Annotated in this window: 14 protein-coding genes; 5 read left to right on the forward strand and 9 right to left on the reverse strand. The window is 71.8% G+C overall.

The features are described 5' to 3' along the window. Positions 1–92: 92 nt before the first annotated feature. From MED01_RS28310 to ftsY, 9 genes are all read right to left on the reverse strand, one after another. Positions 93–1,172 carry an amidohydrolase family protein gene (locus tag MED01_RS28310; protein WP_238671564.1) on the reverse strand — a complete coding sequence of 360 codons (1,080 nt, stop codon included), beginning with the start codon at positions 1,170–1,172 and terminating at the stop codon, positions 93–95. Between the two features lie 183 nt (positions 1,173–1,355). Beyond that, entirely contained in the window at positions 1,356–2,915 is a 1,560-nt protein-coding gene (gene ffh, locus MED01_RS28315) for a signal recognition particle protein (RefSeq protein ID WP_238671565.1), read from the reverse strand. 114 nt (positions 2,916–3,029) lie between these two features. Beyond that, the gene (locus tag MED01_RS28320; RefSeq protein WP_238671566.1) at positions 3,030–3,686 is read right to left on the reverse strand and encodes a response regulator transcription factor; all 657 of its coding nucleotides are present in this window, start codon (positions 3,684–3,686) and stop codon (positions 3,030–3,032) included. Then, on the reverse strand, positions 3,683–4,846 hold the full coding sequence (locus MED01_RS28325; RefSeq protein ID WP_238671567.1) for a sensor histidine kinase: 1,164 nt from the start codon (positions 4,844–4,846) through the stop codon (positions 3,683–3,685). Before MED01_RS28325 ends, MED01_RS28320 begins: the two co-directional genes overlap by 4 nt. A gap of 241 nt (positions 4,847–5,087) precedes the next feature. Next, positions 5,088–7,418, reverse strand: coding sequence for a [protein-PII] uridylyltransferase (locus tag MED01_RS28330; RefSeq protein ID WP_238671568.1), 2,331 nt, complete (start codon positions 7,416–7,418; stop codon positions 5,088–5,090). Between the two features lie 16 nt (positions 7,419–7,434). After that, positions 7,435–7,773 (reverse strand): P-II family nitrogen regulator, encoded by a 339-nt coding sequence (locus tag MED01_RS28335; RefSeq protein ID WP_172862163.1) that lies wholly within the window; start codon positions 7,771–7,773, stop codon positions 7,435–7,437. A 25-nt stretch (positions 7,774–7,798) separates the two neighbouring features. After that, on the reverse strand, positions 7,799–9,211 hold the full coding sequence (locus tag MED01_RS28340; protein ID WP_238671569.1) for an ammonium transporter: 1,413 nt from the start codon (positions 9,209–9,211) through the stop codon (positions 7,799–7,801). Positions 9,212–9,486: 275 nt separating this feature from the next. Next, positions 9,487–10,350 carry a phosphotransferase gene (locus tag MED01_RS28345; protein WP_181518597.1) on the reverse strand — a complete coding sequence of 288 codons (864 nt, stop codon included), beginning with the start codon at positions 10,348–10,350 and terminating at the stop codon, positions 9,487–9,489. Between the two features lie 6 nt (positions 10,351–10,356). Continuing rightward, positions 10,357–11,538, reverse strand: a complete 1,182-nt coding sequence (gene ftsY, locus MED01_RS28350) for a signal recognition particle-docking protein FtsY (RefSeq protein WP_112603473.1) — start codon at positions 11,536–11,538, stop codon at positions 10,357–10,359. 117 nt (positions 11,539–11,655) lie between these two features. Between ftsY and MED01_RS28355 the strand changes: the two genes are divergently transcribed. From MED01_RS28355 to MED01_RS28375, 5 genes are all read left to right on the forward strand, one after another. Then, positions 11,656–13,383: an alkaline phosphatase D family protein gene (locus tag MED01_RS28355; RefSeq protein ID WP_238671570.1), complete on the forward strand. Its 1,728-nt coding sequence runs from the start codon at positions 11,656–11,658 to the stop codon at positions 13,381–13,383. Between the two features lie 10 nt (positions 13,384–13,393). After that, entirely contained in the window at positions 13,394–13,834 is a 441-nt protein-coding gene (locus tag MED01_RS28360; RefSeq protein WP_238671571.1) for a MarR family winged helix-turn-helix transcriptional regulator, read from the forward strand. Positions 13,835–14,052: 218 nt separating this feature from the next. After that, positions 14,053–15,630 (forward strand): MDR family MFS transporter, encoded by a 1,578-nt coding sequence (locus MED01_RS28365; RefSeq protein WP_504899867.1) that lies wholly within the window; start codon positions 14,053–14,055, stop codon positions 15,628–15,630. Between the two features lie 9 nt (positions 15,631–15,639). Beyond that, positions 15,640–16,134 (forward strand): universal stress protein, encoded by a 495-nt coding sequence (locus MED01_RS28370; RefSeq protein WP_238671573.1) that lies wholly within the window; start codon positions 15,640–15,642, stop codon positions 16,132–16,134. Between the two features lie 44 nt (positions 16,135–16,178). Further along, complete coding sequence (locus MED01_RS28375) at positions 16,179–16,700, forward strand: DinB family protein (protein WP_238671574.1); 522 nt, start codon at positions 16,179–16,181, stop codon at positions 16,698–16,700. The last annotated feature ends 2 nt before the right edge of the window (positions 16,701–16,702 follow it).

Raw genomic sequence — 16,702 nt, forward strand, 5'->3', positions numbered from 1 at the left:
GCGGGGCGGGGCGCGACGCAGGGCGAGGCGCGGCGCGGGGCGCGACGCAGCGCGGGGCGCGACGCAGTGCGGGGCGGCGCGGCCTGCGGAGGTCAGCGGATGACGCGTCCGCGCAGGATCGTGCGGGACGGGGCACGGACGACGCGCAGGTCACTGCGGGGGTCTTCGGGGTAGACGGTCAGGTCGGCGAGGCCGCCTTCGACCAGGCCGGCGAAGCCGAGCCACGCTCGGGCGCCCCAGGAGGCGGCGGCGAGTACGTCGATGGGTGCCATGCCGGCCTGTTCGTGCAGCAGGAGCATCTCCTCGGCGGCGAGCCCGTGGTCGATGCCGCCGCCGGCGTCGGTGCCCACGTAGATGGGCACTCCGGCCTCGTACGCGGCGCGCACCACCTCGGGGAAGCCGTCGCGCAGCGCGAGCATGTGGTCGGCGTACCCGGGGAACTTGCCCCGCGCCTGCTCGGCGATGCCCCCGAAGGTGGCGATGTTGATCATCGTGGGGACCAGTGCGGTGCCCTGGCGGGCCATGTCGTCGACCAGGTCGAGGCTGAGCCCGGTGCCGTGTTCCACCGAGTCCACCCCGGCCCGCACCATGATCTCGACGGCCGACTCGGAGAAGGTGTGCACCGCGGCGCGTACCCCGGCGTCGTGCGCCGCCCGCACGGCGGCGGTGAGGGTGTCCGCGTCCCAGGCTGGCGCCAGGTCACCGACGCCCCTGTCGATCCAGTCGCCGACCAGCTTGACCCAGCCGTTGCCGGCCCGCGCCTGCGCGGCCACAGTGGCGGCCACCTCGGTCGAGTCGACCTCCACGCCGATGTCGCGCAGGTAGCGCTTCGGCGGGGCGACGTGCTGGCCCGCGCGGGCCAGTCGCGGCAGGTCCGGCTCGTCGTCGAGTTCGGGGTACGGGTACGGCGAGCCGGCGTCCCGGATCGCCAGCACCCCGGCGTCCCGGTCGACGTGGGCCAGTGCGCGGGCCTGGTCGAGCGAGGTGATCGGGGCGCCACCTCGGGCGATGCCGATGTGGCAGTGCGCGTCGACCAGCCCTGGCAGCACGAAACCACGGTCGACGACGGTCTCCGCGCCGGGCACCGGGGTGAAGGTCACCCGGTCGCCGACCAGCCAGAGATCCCGTACCTCGTCGTCGGGGAGCAGCACGCCGCGCACATGAAGAGCCATGCGCACAGTCCTACCCGATCACTCCGCCCCGGGGGCGAGCAGGTGGGTCTTCCGGGTGGTCAGCGCCGGCAGGTCCACGGAGACCTTTCAGGGCTGCTCGGTGACGAACAGGTCCTCGGTGTGGGCGACCTGCTCGTACTCATGGTTGGCAAGGATTACGTCGCCTGCCGTCACCGACACGCGTCAGCGCGGGCCCTTGTCGCCGCCCTTGCCGAGCTTGTTGAAGTCGATCTTCGGGAGCTTGAAGCCGGGCGGAAGGCCCTGGCCGCCGGCGAGGTCGTTGGGGTCCATCCCCGGCGGGAGCTGCGGCATGCCACCCGGGAAGCCGGCGGGCATCCCGGCGCCCGCGCCGGTACGCGGACGACCGCCACCCTTGGTGCCCTTGCGCTTGTTCTTCGGCGACTTGGTCGCCTTGCGGCGGCCACCGCCGGGCAGGCCCATCATGCCGCCCATCTGCTTCATCATCTTCTGCGCGTCGGCGAAGCGGTTGAGCAGCTGGTTGACGTCCATCACGGTGACCCCGGAGCCGTTGGCGATGCGCGCCCGGCGGGAACCGTTGATGATCTTCGGGTTGGTCCGCTCGCCCGGGGTCATCGACCGGATGATCGCGGTGACCCGGTCGAAGTGGCTGTCGTCCAGGTCGGCGAGCTGGTCCTTCATCTGCCCCATGCCGGGCATCATGGCCAGCACGTTGGCGATCGGGCCCATCCGCCGTACCGCGATGAGCTGGTCGAGGAAGTCGTCAAGGGTGAACTGCTCCCCGCCCATCAGCTTGGCGGTCATCTTCTCCTTCTGATCGGAGTCGAAGGCCTGCTCGGCCTGCTCGATCAGAGTGAGGACGTCGCCCATGCCGAGGATCCGGCTGGCCATCCGGTCGGGGTGGAAGACATCGAAGTCCTCCAGCTTCTCACCGGTGGAGGCGAACAGGATCGGCTGCCCGGTGACCTCGCGGACCGACAGCGCGGCACCACCGCGGGCGTCGCCGTCGAGCTTGGAGAGCACCACACCGGTGATGCCGACGCCATCGCGGAACGCCTCGGCGGTGCGGACGGCGTCCTGACCGACCATCGCGTCGATGACGAAGATGACCTCGTCCGGCGAGACGGCGTCGCGGATGTCGGCGGCCTGCTGCATCATCTCGGCGTCGATGCCGAGCCGGCCGGCGGTGTCGACGATGACGATGTCGCGGGCGGCGCGCTTCGCGTGCTCGATCGACGCGCGGGCCACCTGCACCGGGTCACCGGTGCCGTTGCCGGGCTCCGGGGCGTACACCTCGACACCGGCCCGGCCACCGAGGACCTGGAGCTGCCCGACGGCGTTGGGGCGCTGGAGGTCGGCGGCGACGAGCAGCGGCTGGTGTCCCTGCCCCTTGAGCCAGCGGGCCAGCTTGCCGGCGAGCGTCGTCTTACCGGAACCCTGGAGGCCGGCCAACATGATCACCGTCGGCGGCTGCTTGGCGAACTGGAGCCGTCGGCCCTCGCCGCCGAGCACCTTGATCAGCTCTTCGTTGACGATCTTGATGATCTGCTGGGCCGGGTTCAGCGCCTGGGAGACCTCGGAACTGCGGGCCCGCTCCTTGACGGCCGCGATGAAGCCCTTGACCACCGGCAGCGCGACGTCCGCCTCCAGCAGCGCGAGGCGGATCTCGCGCGCGGTGGCGTCGATGTCGGCGTCGGTGAGCCGCCCCTTGCCGCGGAGCTTGGTGAAGATCCCGGACAGGCGGTCACTCAAGGTGTCAAACACGCGAACATCCCGTTTGTCAGTGTTCCGGCGGGCACAACGCGGCCGGCACTGCGGAGTCCGGCCACCGCTAGGGTAACCGCCCGGCCGTAGGGCCGCTGTCGCCCGGCCCGGGCCTCACCCCGACACCAACCCCGACTGGTACGCGAACACGACGAGCTGGGCCCGGTCCCGGGCTCCCAGCTTGCCCATCGCCCGGCTGACGTGGGTCCGCGCGGTCGCCGGGCTGACCACGAGCTGTGCGGCGATCTCCTCGTTGTTCAGGCCCTCACCGACCAGGCCGACGACCTGACGCTCGCGATCGGTCAGCGCCTCCAGTCGGGGGTGCGGACGAAGCACCCGGGACGGCCGGGTGGCGAACTCCCGCACCACCCGGCGGGTGACCGACGGCGACAGCAGCGCCTCCCCCTCGGCGACGAGCCGGATCGCGCGCAGCAGCTCAGCCGGTCTGGTGTCCTTGGTGAGGAACCCGCTCGCACCGTGCCGCAGCGCGTCGAAGACGTACTCGTCCAGCTCGAAGGTGGTGAGCACCACCACCCGCGTGCCGGTCAGATCGGGGTCGGCGACGATACGGCGGGTCGCCTCGATGCCGTCGATGCCGGGCATCCGGATGTCCATCAGCACCACGTCCGGCCGAACCCGGCGGGCCAACTCGACAGCCCGCAGCCCGTCGGACGCCTCTCCGGCCAGCGCCAGGTCGTCCTCGCTCTCCACCAGCGCACGCAGCCCGAGCCGGACCAGGTCCTGGTCGTCGGCGATCAGCACCCGGATCACGTCGTCGGCTCCACCGGCAGCCCGGCGTACACCCGGAACCCGCCCACGGCGCGCGGCCCGGTGCTCAACCGCCCGCCGAGCGCCTCGACCCGCTCGCGCATCCCGGCCAGACCGTGGCCACCCTCGTCGTCGGCCGGAGCCGTCCCGGCGCGGTCCGCACCCACCCCCCGGTCGGTGACTTCGACGGTCACCTCGTCGACGCGGTAGTCCACTGTCACCTCCGCGCTCGCCACTCCCGCGTGCCGCAGCACGTTGGTCAACGCCTCCTGCACCACCCGGTACGCGGCCAGGTCGACAGCGGCCGGCACCTCCCGGGGGTCCCCGACCACGCGCACCTCGACGGCGAGCCCCGCCCCGGCGAGCCGGTCGCGCAGCGCGGGGAGCCGGGCCAGGCCGGGTACCGGCTCGCGCTCGGCACCCCGCCGCACCGCGCCCAGGGTGACCCGCAGCTCGTCCAACGCCTCGCGGCTGGTCCGGCTGATCGCGGTCAGGGCCACCTCCGCCTGCTCCGGCCGCTTCGGCAGCAGGTGCAGGGCGATCTCCGCCTGCATGCTGATCGCGGCCAACCCGTGCCCCACCACGTCGTGCACCTCCTGCGCGATGCGCAGCCGCTCCTCGTCGGCCTGCCGTCGCGCCTGCTCAACTCGGCTGCGGGCCTCTTCGGCACGGGTACGCGCGGTCGCCTCACGGCTCGCCCGCACCACCACCGCCACCGCGAACGGTACGACCACCCAGGCCGACGCGGGCAGCACTCCCGTCCAACCCGACCCAGGCCCCCGCCCGAAGAAGACGTGCGCCAACAACAGGACGAACGCGCCACCGGTGGCGAGCGCCGCCTGTCGCACCGGCAGCCACACGGCCACTGTGTAGACCGCGACCAGGAACGTGACCAGAATCGGCCCGTACGGGTAGCCGATCAGCAGGTACGTCGAGATGGCCACGGTGACCACGGCGAGGGTGGCGACCGGAGCTCGCCGCCGGACCAGCAGGGCGAGCGCGGCGACGGCGATCAGCAGCCGACTGGCGGTGTCCACCGGCCTCGACCCCGGCTGGTTGTCCCCGGCCAGACCCGTGGCGAGCAATCCGAACCCGAGCAGCACCAGGGCGAGCGCGGCATCCGCCGCCACCTCCGGCCACCGCCACCGTCCGCCTCGTCGCATGGCCGTCATTCTGCCCGCGCGGGTGCCGCTCGACGTGCGTCCACGAGCGGCACCGCCCCTACGCCCCCGGACGTACCCGCCGCGGGGACGAAACTCCGATCGCACCGCGTTGCCGGCGGGCACCCTCAGCCTGATGACTGTGAGGCATCACGATGACTGTGAGGCATCACGCTCGTGGGAGTGACCGGGCTGGCACGAGCGGCCAACGGCCGAGCAGCGCTCGGCCGTTCTCGGTCGTGGGTCAGACGGCGGCGAGGACGGCGGCCTCAAGGCGGGCCCGGGTGGCGTCGTCCGGCCAACCGCCCACCAGATAAAAGGCGTCGACCACGTCGGCGCCGAGGGTGGAGATGCGGGCCGCGCGAACCAGGGCGCCGGCCTCGTCGAGCGCGCAGGCGACCCGGTAGAGCAGCCCGGCGGCGTCGGCGGCGCGCAGTTCCAGCAGTACGGCGTCGGTGGCCGCCTCGCGGTGCCAGACCACTCGTGGCGCCGCGCCTGCGCCACGGCTGGCGAGCGCACGACCGCGCAGCCGTTGGGTGACCGACACGTCGCCGGCGACCGCCCGGCGCAGGTCGGCGCGGAGGGGGACCGGGTCCGGCGGAAGGCCGTAGCGGGGCTGCACCCGGCACTCGACCAGGGCCCGGCCGTCGACGGCGGAGGCGTCCGCGGAGATCACCTCCAGCCGGTGCAGCGCCAGGCAGCCGGCCACCGTGGCGAGCAGACCTCGCCGGTCCGCCGCCGCGACCGACACCCGGTCGCCGGTCAGGTGGACGACCGGCAGTGGCCCGGCCAGCAACTCCGGGTCCGGGGCGGGTGGCTCGGGGAGTACGCCGGTGTCCAGCGCGGTGCGAACCCGGGCGACCAGTTCGGCGACGAGTCGGCCCTTCCAGTCGGACCAGGCCGCCGGGCCGGTCGCCGCCGCGTCGGCGCGGACCAACGCGTGCAGCACGTCGAGGGTGCCGGTATCGCCGACCGCCTCGGCCACCGAGGCGATGGTGACCGGGTCGCTCAGGTCCCGGCGGGTGGCCACGTCGGGCAGCAGCAGGTGCAGCCGGACCAGCTTGCCGATCAGCTCGACCTCCGCGGTGGGCAGACCGATCCTGGTGGCCACCGCCTGGGCAACCGGCACACCGACGGTGCTGTGGTCACCAGGGAGGCCCTTGCCGATGTCGTGCAGGAGAGCGCCGAGGAGCAGCAGGTCGGGGCGCTCCACCTCGCGGGCGTGCCGGCTGGCCTCGTGCGCGGTCTGCACGAGGTGCCGGTCGAGGGTGAAGCGGTGCACCGGGTTGTGCTGGGGCAGGCTGCGCAGCCGGGTCCACTCGGGCAGCCAGCCGTCGACCAGCCCGTACCGGTCGCAGGTCTCCCAGGCCGGCACCAGGCCGGGACCGGCGCCCAGCAGGGTGATCAGCGCGGCCCGGGCCTCGGCCGGCCAGGGAGCCGGCAGGGGCGGGCAGTACGCCGCCAGCCACTCGCAGGTGGCCCGCGCGATGGGGATTCGGGTAGTGGCCGACGCGGCGGCCACCCGCAGCGAGAGGCTCGGGTCGGGGCGCGCCCCGATCGCCGTGCGGGCGAGCACCAACTCGCCGTCGTGTTCGACCACGTCGCGGGCGACCGGGCGGCGGGCCGGGCGGCCGGTGCCGCCGCGGGAGCGGCCGGAGCGCAGCCGGTCGGCAGCCCGGAAGGCGTCGTCCAGGGCGTGGCTGACCGTGCGGGCGTCACCGGCAACCCGACGCAGCAGCGCGTCGCCGTCTTCCACGACGGCTCCCGGGCGCCGCGCGGCGTCAGACGCGCCGGACTGGGGTTGGCGCAGGCCGAGCAGGTTGGCCACTCCGTCGCGCTCCTGGGCGACCAGCCGGTCGACCCGTCGGCCGACCTGCTGGTGCAGCGCGTCGCGGGTGTCCAACAGCCGCAGGTGAGCGGCGCGTACGGCGGGGCGCAGCGCGTCGGTGATGCCGGCGGCGGAGATCGCCCGCAGCAGCCCCACGTCGCGCAGACCACCGGCGGCCTCCTTGAGGTCGCCCTCCAGCAGGAACGCCAGTTCACCGTGGGCCTGCCAACGGGCTTCGGTGACCTCGCGCAGGCCGGGCAGGTGCCGGACGGCGGTGCGCCGCCAGTGATCGGCGGCGGTGCGGATCAGCGCGTCGGCCAGCGCCTGGTCCCCCACGATCAACCGGGCGTCGAGCAGCCCGAGGGCGACCTTGACGTCGTCCTGGGCCACCGAGAGCGCCTCGGCGACGGTGCGTACGGAGTGGTCGAGCCGCAGGCCCGCGTCCCAGATCGGGTACCAGACCGAGGCGGCCAACTCGTCGGTGCCGGGCACACCTGCGTGCAGCAGCACCAGGTCGAGGTCGCTGTACGGAGCACACTGCCGCCGACCCAGCCCCCCGACGGCCAGCAGCGCCACCCCGTCCCGCGCCGGCAGCAACCCACGCAGGAACGAGTCGTAGGCCGCGGCCCGTCCCCGCCGAGCCGCTTCCCCGATCCCCCCGGGAACGCCGACGACCTCGTTGATCAAGAGGTTCGCGTCGCCGTCATCGGCGGGTCCTGACGCGTTCTTCTTGATCAACGAGGTCATGTCGGTAGTGGCCGCGTCAGAGTGCGTCGAGGCCGCGTTCGCCGGTACGTACCCGGACGACCTCTTCGACACCGGTGACCCAGACCTTGCCGTCACCGATCTTGCCCGTGCGGGCCGCTCCGACGATGGCGTCCACCACCTTGTCGACGTCGATCTCGTCGGTGAGCACCTCGACCCGGATCTTGGGCAGGAACTCGACCGTGTACTCGGCACCCCGGTAGACCTCGGTGTGCCCCTTCTGCCGCCCGTACCCCTGAACCTCGCTGACGGTCAGCCCGGCCACCCCGAGGGCGTGCAGGGCCTCCTTCACCGCGTCCAGTTGGTACGGCTTGATGACTGCGGTCACCAGCTTCATGTCCAACCCCTCCATCCCAGGAACGTTAACCGGCGACCTTTTCGCTGACCGGCTCGGCGGGCTCCGCCTCCGGCTTGGCACCACTCGTCGTGCCGCCACCGGGGGTGCCGATGCCGGCCATCGCGAACGCGCTGCCCGTGCCGCCGCCGGCCGGGGACAGGTCGTAGCTGCTCTCGGCGTGCTCGGCGATGTCGATACCCTCGACCTCCGCCTCACCAGTGACGCGGAAGCCGATCGTCTTCTCGATGACGAAGGCGAGCACCCAGGCGATGCCGAACGACCAGGCGGTGACGATCAGGCCGGCGAGGGCCTGCCGCCCGAGCTGGGTCGCGCCGCCGCCGTAGAAGAGGCCGTCGGAGGCGCCCACCACGTCGGTGATCGCGGCGTTCACCGAATTGGTGGCGAAGAGGCCGAGCCAGAGCGACCCGATCCAACCACCGACGAAGTGCACGCCGACCACGTCGAGCGAGTCGTCGTAGCCGAGCTTGTACTTGAGGCTGACGGCGAGCGCGCACACCGCCCCGGCGACGATGCCGAGCAGCACTGACGCCCACGGTGCGATGAAGCCACAGGCCGGGGTGATGGCGACCAGGCCGGCGACGGCGCCGGACGAGGCACCGACCATCGTCGGCTTCCGGGTCTTGACCCACTCGACAGCGATCCAGCCGAGCACCGCCGCCGCCGTGGCGAGCTGGGTGTTGATGAAGGCGAGTCCGGCGACCGAGTCGACTGTCAGCTCCGAGCCGGCGTTGAACCCGAACCAGCCGAACCACAGCAGACCAGCACCGAGCGCGACAAGCGGGATGTTGTGCGGCTTCATGCCCTCACGCGGCCAACCGAGCCGCTTACCGAGGACCAGGACCACGGCCAGGGCCGCCGCACCGGCGTTGATGTGCACAGCGGTGCCACCGGCGAAGTCCAGTGCGTGGATGTCACCGCCGATGATGCCGCCGCCCCACACCCAGTGGGCGACCGGGAAGTAGACCAGGGTGGCCCAGCCGAAGGCGAACAGCAGCCAGCCGGCGAACTTGGCCCGGTCGGCGATGGCACCGCTGATCAGCGCGACGGTGATCACCGCGAAGACCATCTGGAAGGCCATGAACACGTAGAGCGGGACGCCGATGCCGCTGGGGTTCTCCGCCGTGGCACCCCACAGGTCGGTTTCGGCGAGGAAGGTCTTGGTGCCGAGGTACGCGCCCGGGTCGCCCCAGAAGCCGTTCACGTCGGTCCCGAAGGCGACGCTGAATCCGTAGAACCACCACAGAATAGAGATGAGCCCGATAGCCGAGAAGCTCATCATCATCATGTTGAGTACGCCCTTGGCCCGGTTGAGGCCGCCGTAGAACAGCGCCAGTCCGGGGGTCATGAGCAGCACGAGCGCGGTCGAAACCAGCAGCCACGTGGTATTGGCGCCGTCGATCGTCGGTGCTTCAGGCACGCTGGCCTCCTAAAGGTGAAGTCCTCCTTCGCGGCTTTCCGGGGCAGCGTCGCCCGTAGGCCGGTTGCGCGGAAGCTTCGCGGCCGGCTGTTTCACTTTGGGTCCCGTGCGGGTTTCCGTTTCGTGACGGGTTGTTTCGGACGTGTCACGAACTCCGCACGGTCATCAGCATGGACGATTGTGGATCGACCGGACGGCGATCGTCGATGGCTGACCGGTCAACGGCATCGACCGGTGCGATCGACCGGCCCGGCCGAGCATCGACCGGTCGGCGCTCAGCGGAGGGCGTTCTCCAGGGTGTGCCGCTCGTAGTCGAGCAGTCGCAGATCGCGCATCGGTCGACGCAGGTGGCCCTTGTGCACGATCCGGACGAACGCCGGCTCGCCGGCGGCGGCCATCCGCCGGATCCCCTCGACGTGGTCCACGATCCGTTTACGGATGGTCCGGATCAGCCGGTGCCGGTCCCGGGGGATCAGCCCGTACGCGTCGGCGAAGAGCCGGAGGCGGCGCGGCCGGTCCGGGTGCTTCCAGCCCAGCGTGATCGAGTCGCGGTCCGCGAAGATCGGCACCCAGGTCCAGGCCGCGTACGCCACGTCGTAGATCCGCGCTCCGGGCGAGGCGAGGTCGAAGTCGATCAGCCCGAGAGTGCCGTCCGGACGCCAGATCACGTTGTGCGGCGCGGCGTCGTGGTGGCAGATCACCTCGGTGTCCGGTGGTGGGGGCCCGAACGAGCGCCAGACCGCCGCCTGCGGAGGAGTGAAGCCGTACTGCGCGTCGTGGAACATCCGCAGCATGGTGGCGACGGTGACCAGGGCCTCGTCGGTCACCCAGTGCGGGGCGAGCGGATATTCTCCGCACTCCCCCTCCAGGTACGACAGCACCTCACGGTTGCGCTCGTCCATCCCGAGCGCCCGGGGCGCTCCGGTGAACCCCACGTACTCAAGGTGGCGCAGCAGCGCGTGCACGGACGGGGTCCACGGTCCGGCGTTGCGCCGGACCGTGTCACCCACGCGGACAACGGTGCTCACGTTGCCGCCGTGCAGCGGGATCTCCTGCGAAGTCACGTACGGTCTCCCGAGGCGCTGCGAAGGATGGCCAGGGTCACGCCAGCCCGCGTACGCGCGATCGTCAGTGGTCACCCGAGACTACGCGTCCCGGCCGGTGGCCTCGGTCCCCAGCAACGCGTCGACGAACTGCGCCGGGTCGAACGGGGCCAGGTCGTCCTTGCCTTCGCCGAGGCCGACCAGCTTCACGGGGATGCCGAGCTTGCGCTGCACGGCGATCACGATGCCGCCCTTGGCGGTGCCGTCGAGCTTGGTCAGCACCACCCCTGTCACGTTCACCACCTCGGTGAAGACGCGGGCCTGCTCCAGGCCGTTCTGCCCGGTGGTGGCGTCCAGGATGAGCAGTGTCTCGTCGATCGGGCCCTGCTTCTCCACCACGCGCTTGACCTTGCCCAGCTCGTCCATCAGGCCGACCTTGTTCTGCAGGCGGCCGGCGGTGTCGATGAGCACGGTGTCCACGCCGGTGTCGATGCCGCGCTTGACGGCGTCGAACGCGACGCTGGCCGGGTCGGCGGCCTCGGGCCCCCGCACGGTCTCCGCTCCGACGCGCGAGCCCCAGGTCTCCAGTTGGTCGGCCGCGGCGGCCCGGAAGGTGTCCGCCGCGCCGAGCAGCACGCTGCGACCGTCGGCCACCAGCACCCGGGCGATCTTGCCGCAGGTGGTGGTCTTGCCGGCGCCGTTGACGCCGACGACCAGGACCACCGCCGGCACGCCGTCCTTGGGTGCGGTCCGCAACGAGCGGTCCAGGCTCGGGTCGAGCGCGTTGACGAGCTCGGCGGCGAGCAGCGCCCGCAGCTCGGAGGCCGAGCGGGTGCCGAGCACCCGGGTGCGCTCGCGGAGCCGGTCGACGATGTCGCGGGTGGCGTCGACGCCGACGTCGGCGGTGATCAGGCTGTCCTCGATCTCCTCCCAGACGTCCTCGTCGAGGTGATCACGGGCGAGCAGGCCGAGCAGGCTCTTGCCGAACACGTTCTGTGAGCGGGACAGCCGGGAGCGGAGCCGGACCAGCCGCCCGGCGGTCGGCTCGGGGACCTCGACCTGCGGTTCGAGCACCGGCGGCGGCTCGACCAGGACACCGGTGGACAGATCGGACTCCGGTGCCTCGACCGGCGGGCCGGCGAGATCCTCCTCAGCCCTGGTGTCGACCTCGGTGCGTGGCAGCGGGGGCTCGGGCCGCCGCCGCAATCGCGGCACGACCAGCCCGACTGTGCCGGCGATCAGCACACCGAGCAGGACCAGAGCGAGGACGAGATATTCGGCCATGCCGGAATCCTGTCAGATGCCGGCGGCGGCGTCCCAGCCACCGCACCCCGAGCCGTGCCCGGAGTCTCAGCCACCGCACCCCGGCCGGTGCCGGGGACCGGCGGTAGGCTCGGCCGCATGCCCGCCGCACACCTCCTCATCGGCCCACTTCTGCGGCGAGTGGTGGACACCCGGGCGACGATCTGGGTGGAGACGGCGGCGCCCGCCGTGGTCACCGTCCGCACTGCCAGCGGTGCCACCGGCACCGCGCCCACCTTCTCAGCGTACGACCACCACTACGCCCTCGTGGTGGTGGAGGGCCTCGCCCCGGACAGCGAGACCACCTACGAGGTGCTGGTCGACGACGAGATCGTCTGGCCGGTGCCGAGCAGCGGGTTCCCGCCGAGCGTGATCCGCACCCGGGCCGTCGACGATCGGGACCAGCCGGTAAATCTGATCTTCGGCTCGTGTCGCGAGACCACCCAGCACGCCACCACCCGCAAGCTGCCACCGGACGCGTTGGACGCGTACGCCCGGAGGTTGATGGCCGACCCGGAGTCGAACCCGCTGCCGGACCTGCTGGTGCTGCTCGGAGACCAGGTCTACGCCGACGTCACCTCGCCGACAGTGCGCCGGCTGCTGCGTCGACGGCGGCGGCGGCCGAAGGGCGCTCCGGCCGACCAGGTGGTGAGCTTCGACGAGTACACCAAGCTCTACCTGGAGTCCTGGCGCGATCCGGAGATCCGCTGGCTGCTCTCCACAGTCCCCAGCGTGATGATCTTCGACGACCACGAGATCATCGACGACTGGAACACCTCGGCGGCGTGGCGAGCCGAGGTGCGCGAGCAGCCGTGGTGGCAGGAGCGGATCGGCAGTGGGCTCGCCTCCTACTGGGTCTACCAGCACCTGGGCAATCTCTCCCCCGACGAGATCGTCGCCGATCCGGTCTTCGCGAAGGTCGCCGCCGCCGAGGACGCCACCAGCGTGCTGCGCGAGTTCGGCCACCGGGTCGACCAGGAGTCCGACCTGGCGCACGACACCGAGCGTTGGCGCGCGGTGCAGTACCAGTGGAGCTACGCACTGGACCTGGGCCGGACCCGGCTGGTCATGCTGGACAACCGGTGCAGCCGGGTGCTCGAGTCCAACAGCCGGGCGATGCTGCCGCCCGGCGAGTGGGCCTGGTTCCTCGACCAGGCGCACGGGGTCTACGACCACCTGGTGGTGGGCGCCTCGCTGCCCTGGCTGCTGCCGCAGGGCATCCACCACATCGAGGCATGGAACGAGAAACTGGCGGACTCACGCCGGCCGTGGGTGGCGCGCGGGGCGGAGAAGCTGCGTCGCGCCCTGGACCTGGAGCACTGGGCGGCGTTCCGGCGGTCCTTCGAGGGGCTCGCGGAGACGTTCGCCCGCATCGGCACCGGCACGCCGCGGCAGTCCGGCGCGCGGATCGGGGCCGGCCCGGCGTACGCCCCACCGGCGTCGATCAGCGTGCTCTCCGGTGACGTGCACCACTCGTACGTCGCGCAGGCCCGGTTCCCGGACCCGGCGGTTGTCACTCCGGTGCACCAGCTCACCTGTTCGCCGATCCACAACCAGGTGCCAGCGGGCATCCGTCCGTTGATGCGGCTGGGTTGGTCGCCCGGTCCGGCTGGGGCCACCCGGGCGCTGGCCCGTTCGGCGGGCGTACCTCGACCGGGGGTGCGCTGGCGCAAGCTGGCCGGCCCGTACTTCGGTAACGCCGTCGCCACACTGACCCATCACGGACGCGGGGCCGACGTGGTCATCGAGGGCACCACCAAGGATGGGCACCTACGCCCGGTGATGCGGCGTCGGCTCTCCGGCGACGGCGAGCCGGCCGCGCCGTAGTCTCTACGCCGTGGACGAGCACCTGCCGGAGCCGATCCGGGCGGTTGAGCACGAGTTGACCGCTCTGCTGCGTCGTGGCCGGGCGGTCTCCTGGGAGATCGCCCGGGAGGTGCACCCGAACCTGGAGCCGAACACCTACGGGTTGCTGCTCTGGTTGCGGCGTAGCGGGTCGATCCGGTTGACCGAGTTGGCGGCGCGGCTGGGCGTGGGCAAGGGGACGCTGAGCCGTCAGATCAACGCGCTGGAGGTCCTCGGTCTGGTGCACCGCGACCCTGATCCGAGTGACCGGCGGGCCGCGCAGATAGGCCTCACCGACGAGGGGCAGCGCCGGTTCGACGTGGCCCGCGCGGCCCGGCTGGGCGAGTTCCTGCGCGCTCTGGACGGCTGGCCGGAGCGGGACGTCGAGGAGTTCGCCCGGCTGCTCGGCCGGTTCAACGACTCCTGGCAGTAGCCGCCCACTCCGGGCGGCCCCTGGCAGTAGCCGCACAGCGCCGGGGAATAGGGCGCCGTTCCATCAAGTTGTTGCTTCAGGCAACCAAGACATACGGTTGCCTCAGGCAACTCCCAGGCGGCCCGTGCGTACCAGCCCCGCCGTTCCACCTCGACTCCGCTCGGAGGCAACAAACGATGAGCCAGGCGACAGCGCCTCCCCAGGCGACCGCCGTGACCATGACCCACCGGCAGATCCTGGAAGCACTCTCCGGCCTGCTGCTGGGTCTGTTCGTCGCGATCCTCTCCTCCACGGTCATCTCGAACGCGCTGCCGCGGATCATCACCGAACTGCACGGCGGCCAGTCCGCGTACACCTGGGTGGTGACCTCGGCCCTGCTCGCGACCACAGCGACCACCCCCATCTGGGGCAAGATGGCCGACCTGACCAGCAAGAAGACCCTGGTCCAGCTCGCCCTGGGGATCTACGTGCTGGGCTCGGTGCTGGCCGGGCTCGCCCAGGGCACCGGTGAGCTGATCGCCTGCCGGGTGCTCCAGGGCATCGGCGCCGGCGGTCTCACCGCGCTGGCCCAGGTGATCATGGCCACGATGATCGCGCCCCGCGAACGAGGCCGCTACAGCGGCTACCTCGGCGCCGTGATGGCCGTCGGCACCATCGGCGGTCCGCTGATCGGCGGCGTGATCGTGGACACCTCCTGGCTCGGCTGGCGCTGGTGCTTCTACGTCGGCGTGCCGTTCGCCATCCTCGCGCTGATCGTGCTCCAGAAGACCCTGCACCTACCGGTGGTCAAGCGGAAGGCCGAGATCGACTGGTGGGGAGCCACCCTGATCACCGCGGCCGTCTCGGTGCTGCTGATCTGGGTCTCGCTCGCCGGCGACCAGTTCGCCTGGGCCTCCTGGCAGACCGCCGTCATGGTCGTCGGCGCGTTGGTCCTCGGCGCGCTGGCGATCCGGGTCGAGACCCGGGCCGCCGAGCCGATGATCCCGCCGCGGCTGTTCCGCAACCGCACCATCACCCTCGCCGTCGTCGCGAGCATCGCCGTCGGCGTGGGCATGTTCGGCGCGTCGATCTTCCTGGGCCAGTACTTCCAGATCAGCCGCGGTCAGAGCCCGACCATGTCCGGCCTGATGACCCTGCCGATGATCCTCGGCCTTCTGGTCGCGTCCACAGTCATCGGGCGGGTCATCAGCAAGACCGGCCGCTGGAAGCGGTACCTGGTCATCGGCTCGGCGCTGCTCACCATCGGCTTCGCGCTGATGGGCACCCTTCGCGCCGACACCAGCTTCACACTGCTCAGCGTCTACATGCTGCTGATCGGCGTCGGCCTGGGCATGACCATGCAGAACCTGGTCCTCGCCGTGCAGAACACCGTCGGCCCGCACGAACTCGGCGCGGCCAGCTCGGTGGTGGCGTTCTTCCGCAGCCTGGGTGGCGCGATCGGCGTCTCCGCCCTCGGAGCGGTGCTCGCCCACAAGGTCAAGGACTACACCGCCGACGGGCTGGCCCAACTCGGTATCCCCGCCTCCAGCTCCGGCAGCGGCGGCGCCCTGCCCGACGTGCACACCCTGCCCGGCCCGCTGCGGGCGGTGGTGGAGAGCGCGTACGGCCACGGCGCCGGTGACATCTTCCTGGCCGCCGCCCCGTTCGCGCTGATCGCGCTGATCGCGGTGTCCTTCATCAAGGAGGTGCCGCTGCGCCAGCACAACGGCAACCCGGTTTCCGACCAGGTCGAGCGGGAATCGACTCTCGCTGCCGGCGCTGGCGCACCCGTGATCCGTACCGGCGAGCAGAGGTGAGGTAGAACCATGGGCGTGGGAGCACCGGACCGCGAGGAGTACGGTCCCCGGACCCGACCGCTGCCCTTCGAGCGCGGCACGGACGGCCCTCGGGTGATCATGGCGGGTGTCGACGGCACCCGCACCTCCGAGCGGGCCGGCTCCTACGCCGCGGGCCTGGCCCGTCGGCAGAGCGCCGCGCTGGTGGTGGTCTTCGTCAGCTCACCGAGCGGGCTGACCGCCCTGGTGCCCGGCATGGACGCCGGGGCGGTCCAGCGCACCCACGACGAGTTGGCCGACGAACTGCGCCGCGAGTGCCGGCGTGGGGCCGAGCAGTGGGGCATTCCGGTGACCCTGCTGGTGCGGCGCGGCGACGCGTACGGCGAGCTGTGCGCGGCGGCCGACGAGTTCCGGGCCGACATGGTGGTCGTCGGCGCCTCCGAGCAGGCCGGACACCGGCTGGTCGGCTCGGTCGCCACCCGGCTGGTCCGCGCCGGCCGCTGGCCCGTCGTCGTGGTGCCCTGATAACCCGTCGCGCCATGTCCGAGGCGCCGGGCAGGATGCGCGGCATGACCTGGATCGCGCCGGAGATAACCCGGACCCCCGAACCGTACGTCGGCGACGAGCGCACCATGCTCGACGGCTGGCTCGACTACCACCGGCAGACACTCCTGCTCAAGTGCGCCGGCCTGACCGGAGAGCAGTTGCGGACGCCGAGCGTGGAACCGTCCGGGCTGACCCTGCTCGGCCTGGTCCGGCACCTGGCCGAGGTGGAGGCCTGGTGGTTCCGGGAGAACTTCGCCGGCGCGCCTGTCGACTACCCGTACTTCACCCCGGAGAACCCGGACGCCGACCACGACGTCAGCGCCGCCGACGCCGAGACCGACTTCGCCATCTTCCACCGCGAGGTGGCGCTGGCCCGCGAGGCCGCCGCCGGTCACTCGCTCGACGAGACGTTCGCCGAGGTCGGCGCGAAGAAGCGCACCTTCAACCTGCGCTGGGTGTACGTGCACATGATCGAGGAGTACGCCCGCCACAACGGCCACGCCGACCTGATCCGCGAACGCATCGACGGCGTCACCGGCGAGTGACA

The organism is Micromonospora alfalfae (assembly GCF_022230925.1).
Taxonomy (GTDB): domain Bacteria; phylum Actinomycetota; class Actinomycetes; order Mycobacteriales; family Micromonosporaceae; genus Micromonospora; species Micromonospora alfalfae.

Excerpts from the sequence above, each read along its gene's own strand:
- MED01_RS28375 (WP_238671574.1), top strand. The coding sequence starts at position 16,179 with ATGACCTGGATCGCGCCGGAGATAACCCGGACCCCCGAACCGTACGTC.
- MED01_RS28335 (WP_172862163.1), bottom strand. The coding sequence starts at position 7,773 with ATGAAGCTGGTGACCGCAGTCATCAAGCCGTACCAACTGGACGCGGTG.
- MED01_RS28325 (WP_238671567.1), bottom strand. The coding sequence starts at position 4,846 with ATGCGACGAGGCGGACGGTGGCGGTGGCCGGAGGTGGCGGCGGATGCC.
- ftsY (WP_112603473.1), bottom strand. The coding sequence starts at position 11,538 with ATGGCCGAATATCTCGTCCTCGCTCTGGTCCTGCTCGGTGTGCTGATC.
- MED01_RS28310 (WP_238671564.1), bottom strand. The coding sequence starts at position 1,172 with ATGGCTCTTCATGTGCGCGGCGTGCTGCTCCCCGACGACGAGGTACGG.
- MED01_RS28355 (WP_238671570.1), top strand. The coding sequence starts at position 11,656 with ATGCCCGCCGCACACCTCCTCATCGGCCCACTTCTGCGGCGAGTGGTG.
- MED01_RS28370 (WP_238671573.1), top strand. The coding sequence starts at position 15,640 with ATGGGCGTGGGAGCACCGGACCGCGAGGAGTACGGTCCCCGGACCCGA.
- MED01_RS28365 (WP_504899867.1), top strand. The coding sequence starts at position 14,053 with ATGACCCACCGGCAGATCCTGGAAGCACTCTCCGGCCTGCTGCTGGGT.
- MED01_RS28330 (WP_238671568.1), bottom strand. The coding sequence starts at position 7,418 with ATGACCTCGTTGATCAAGAAGAACGCGTCAGGACCCGCCGATGACGGC.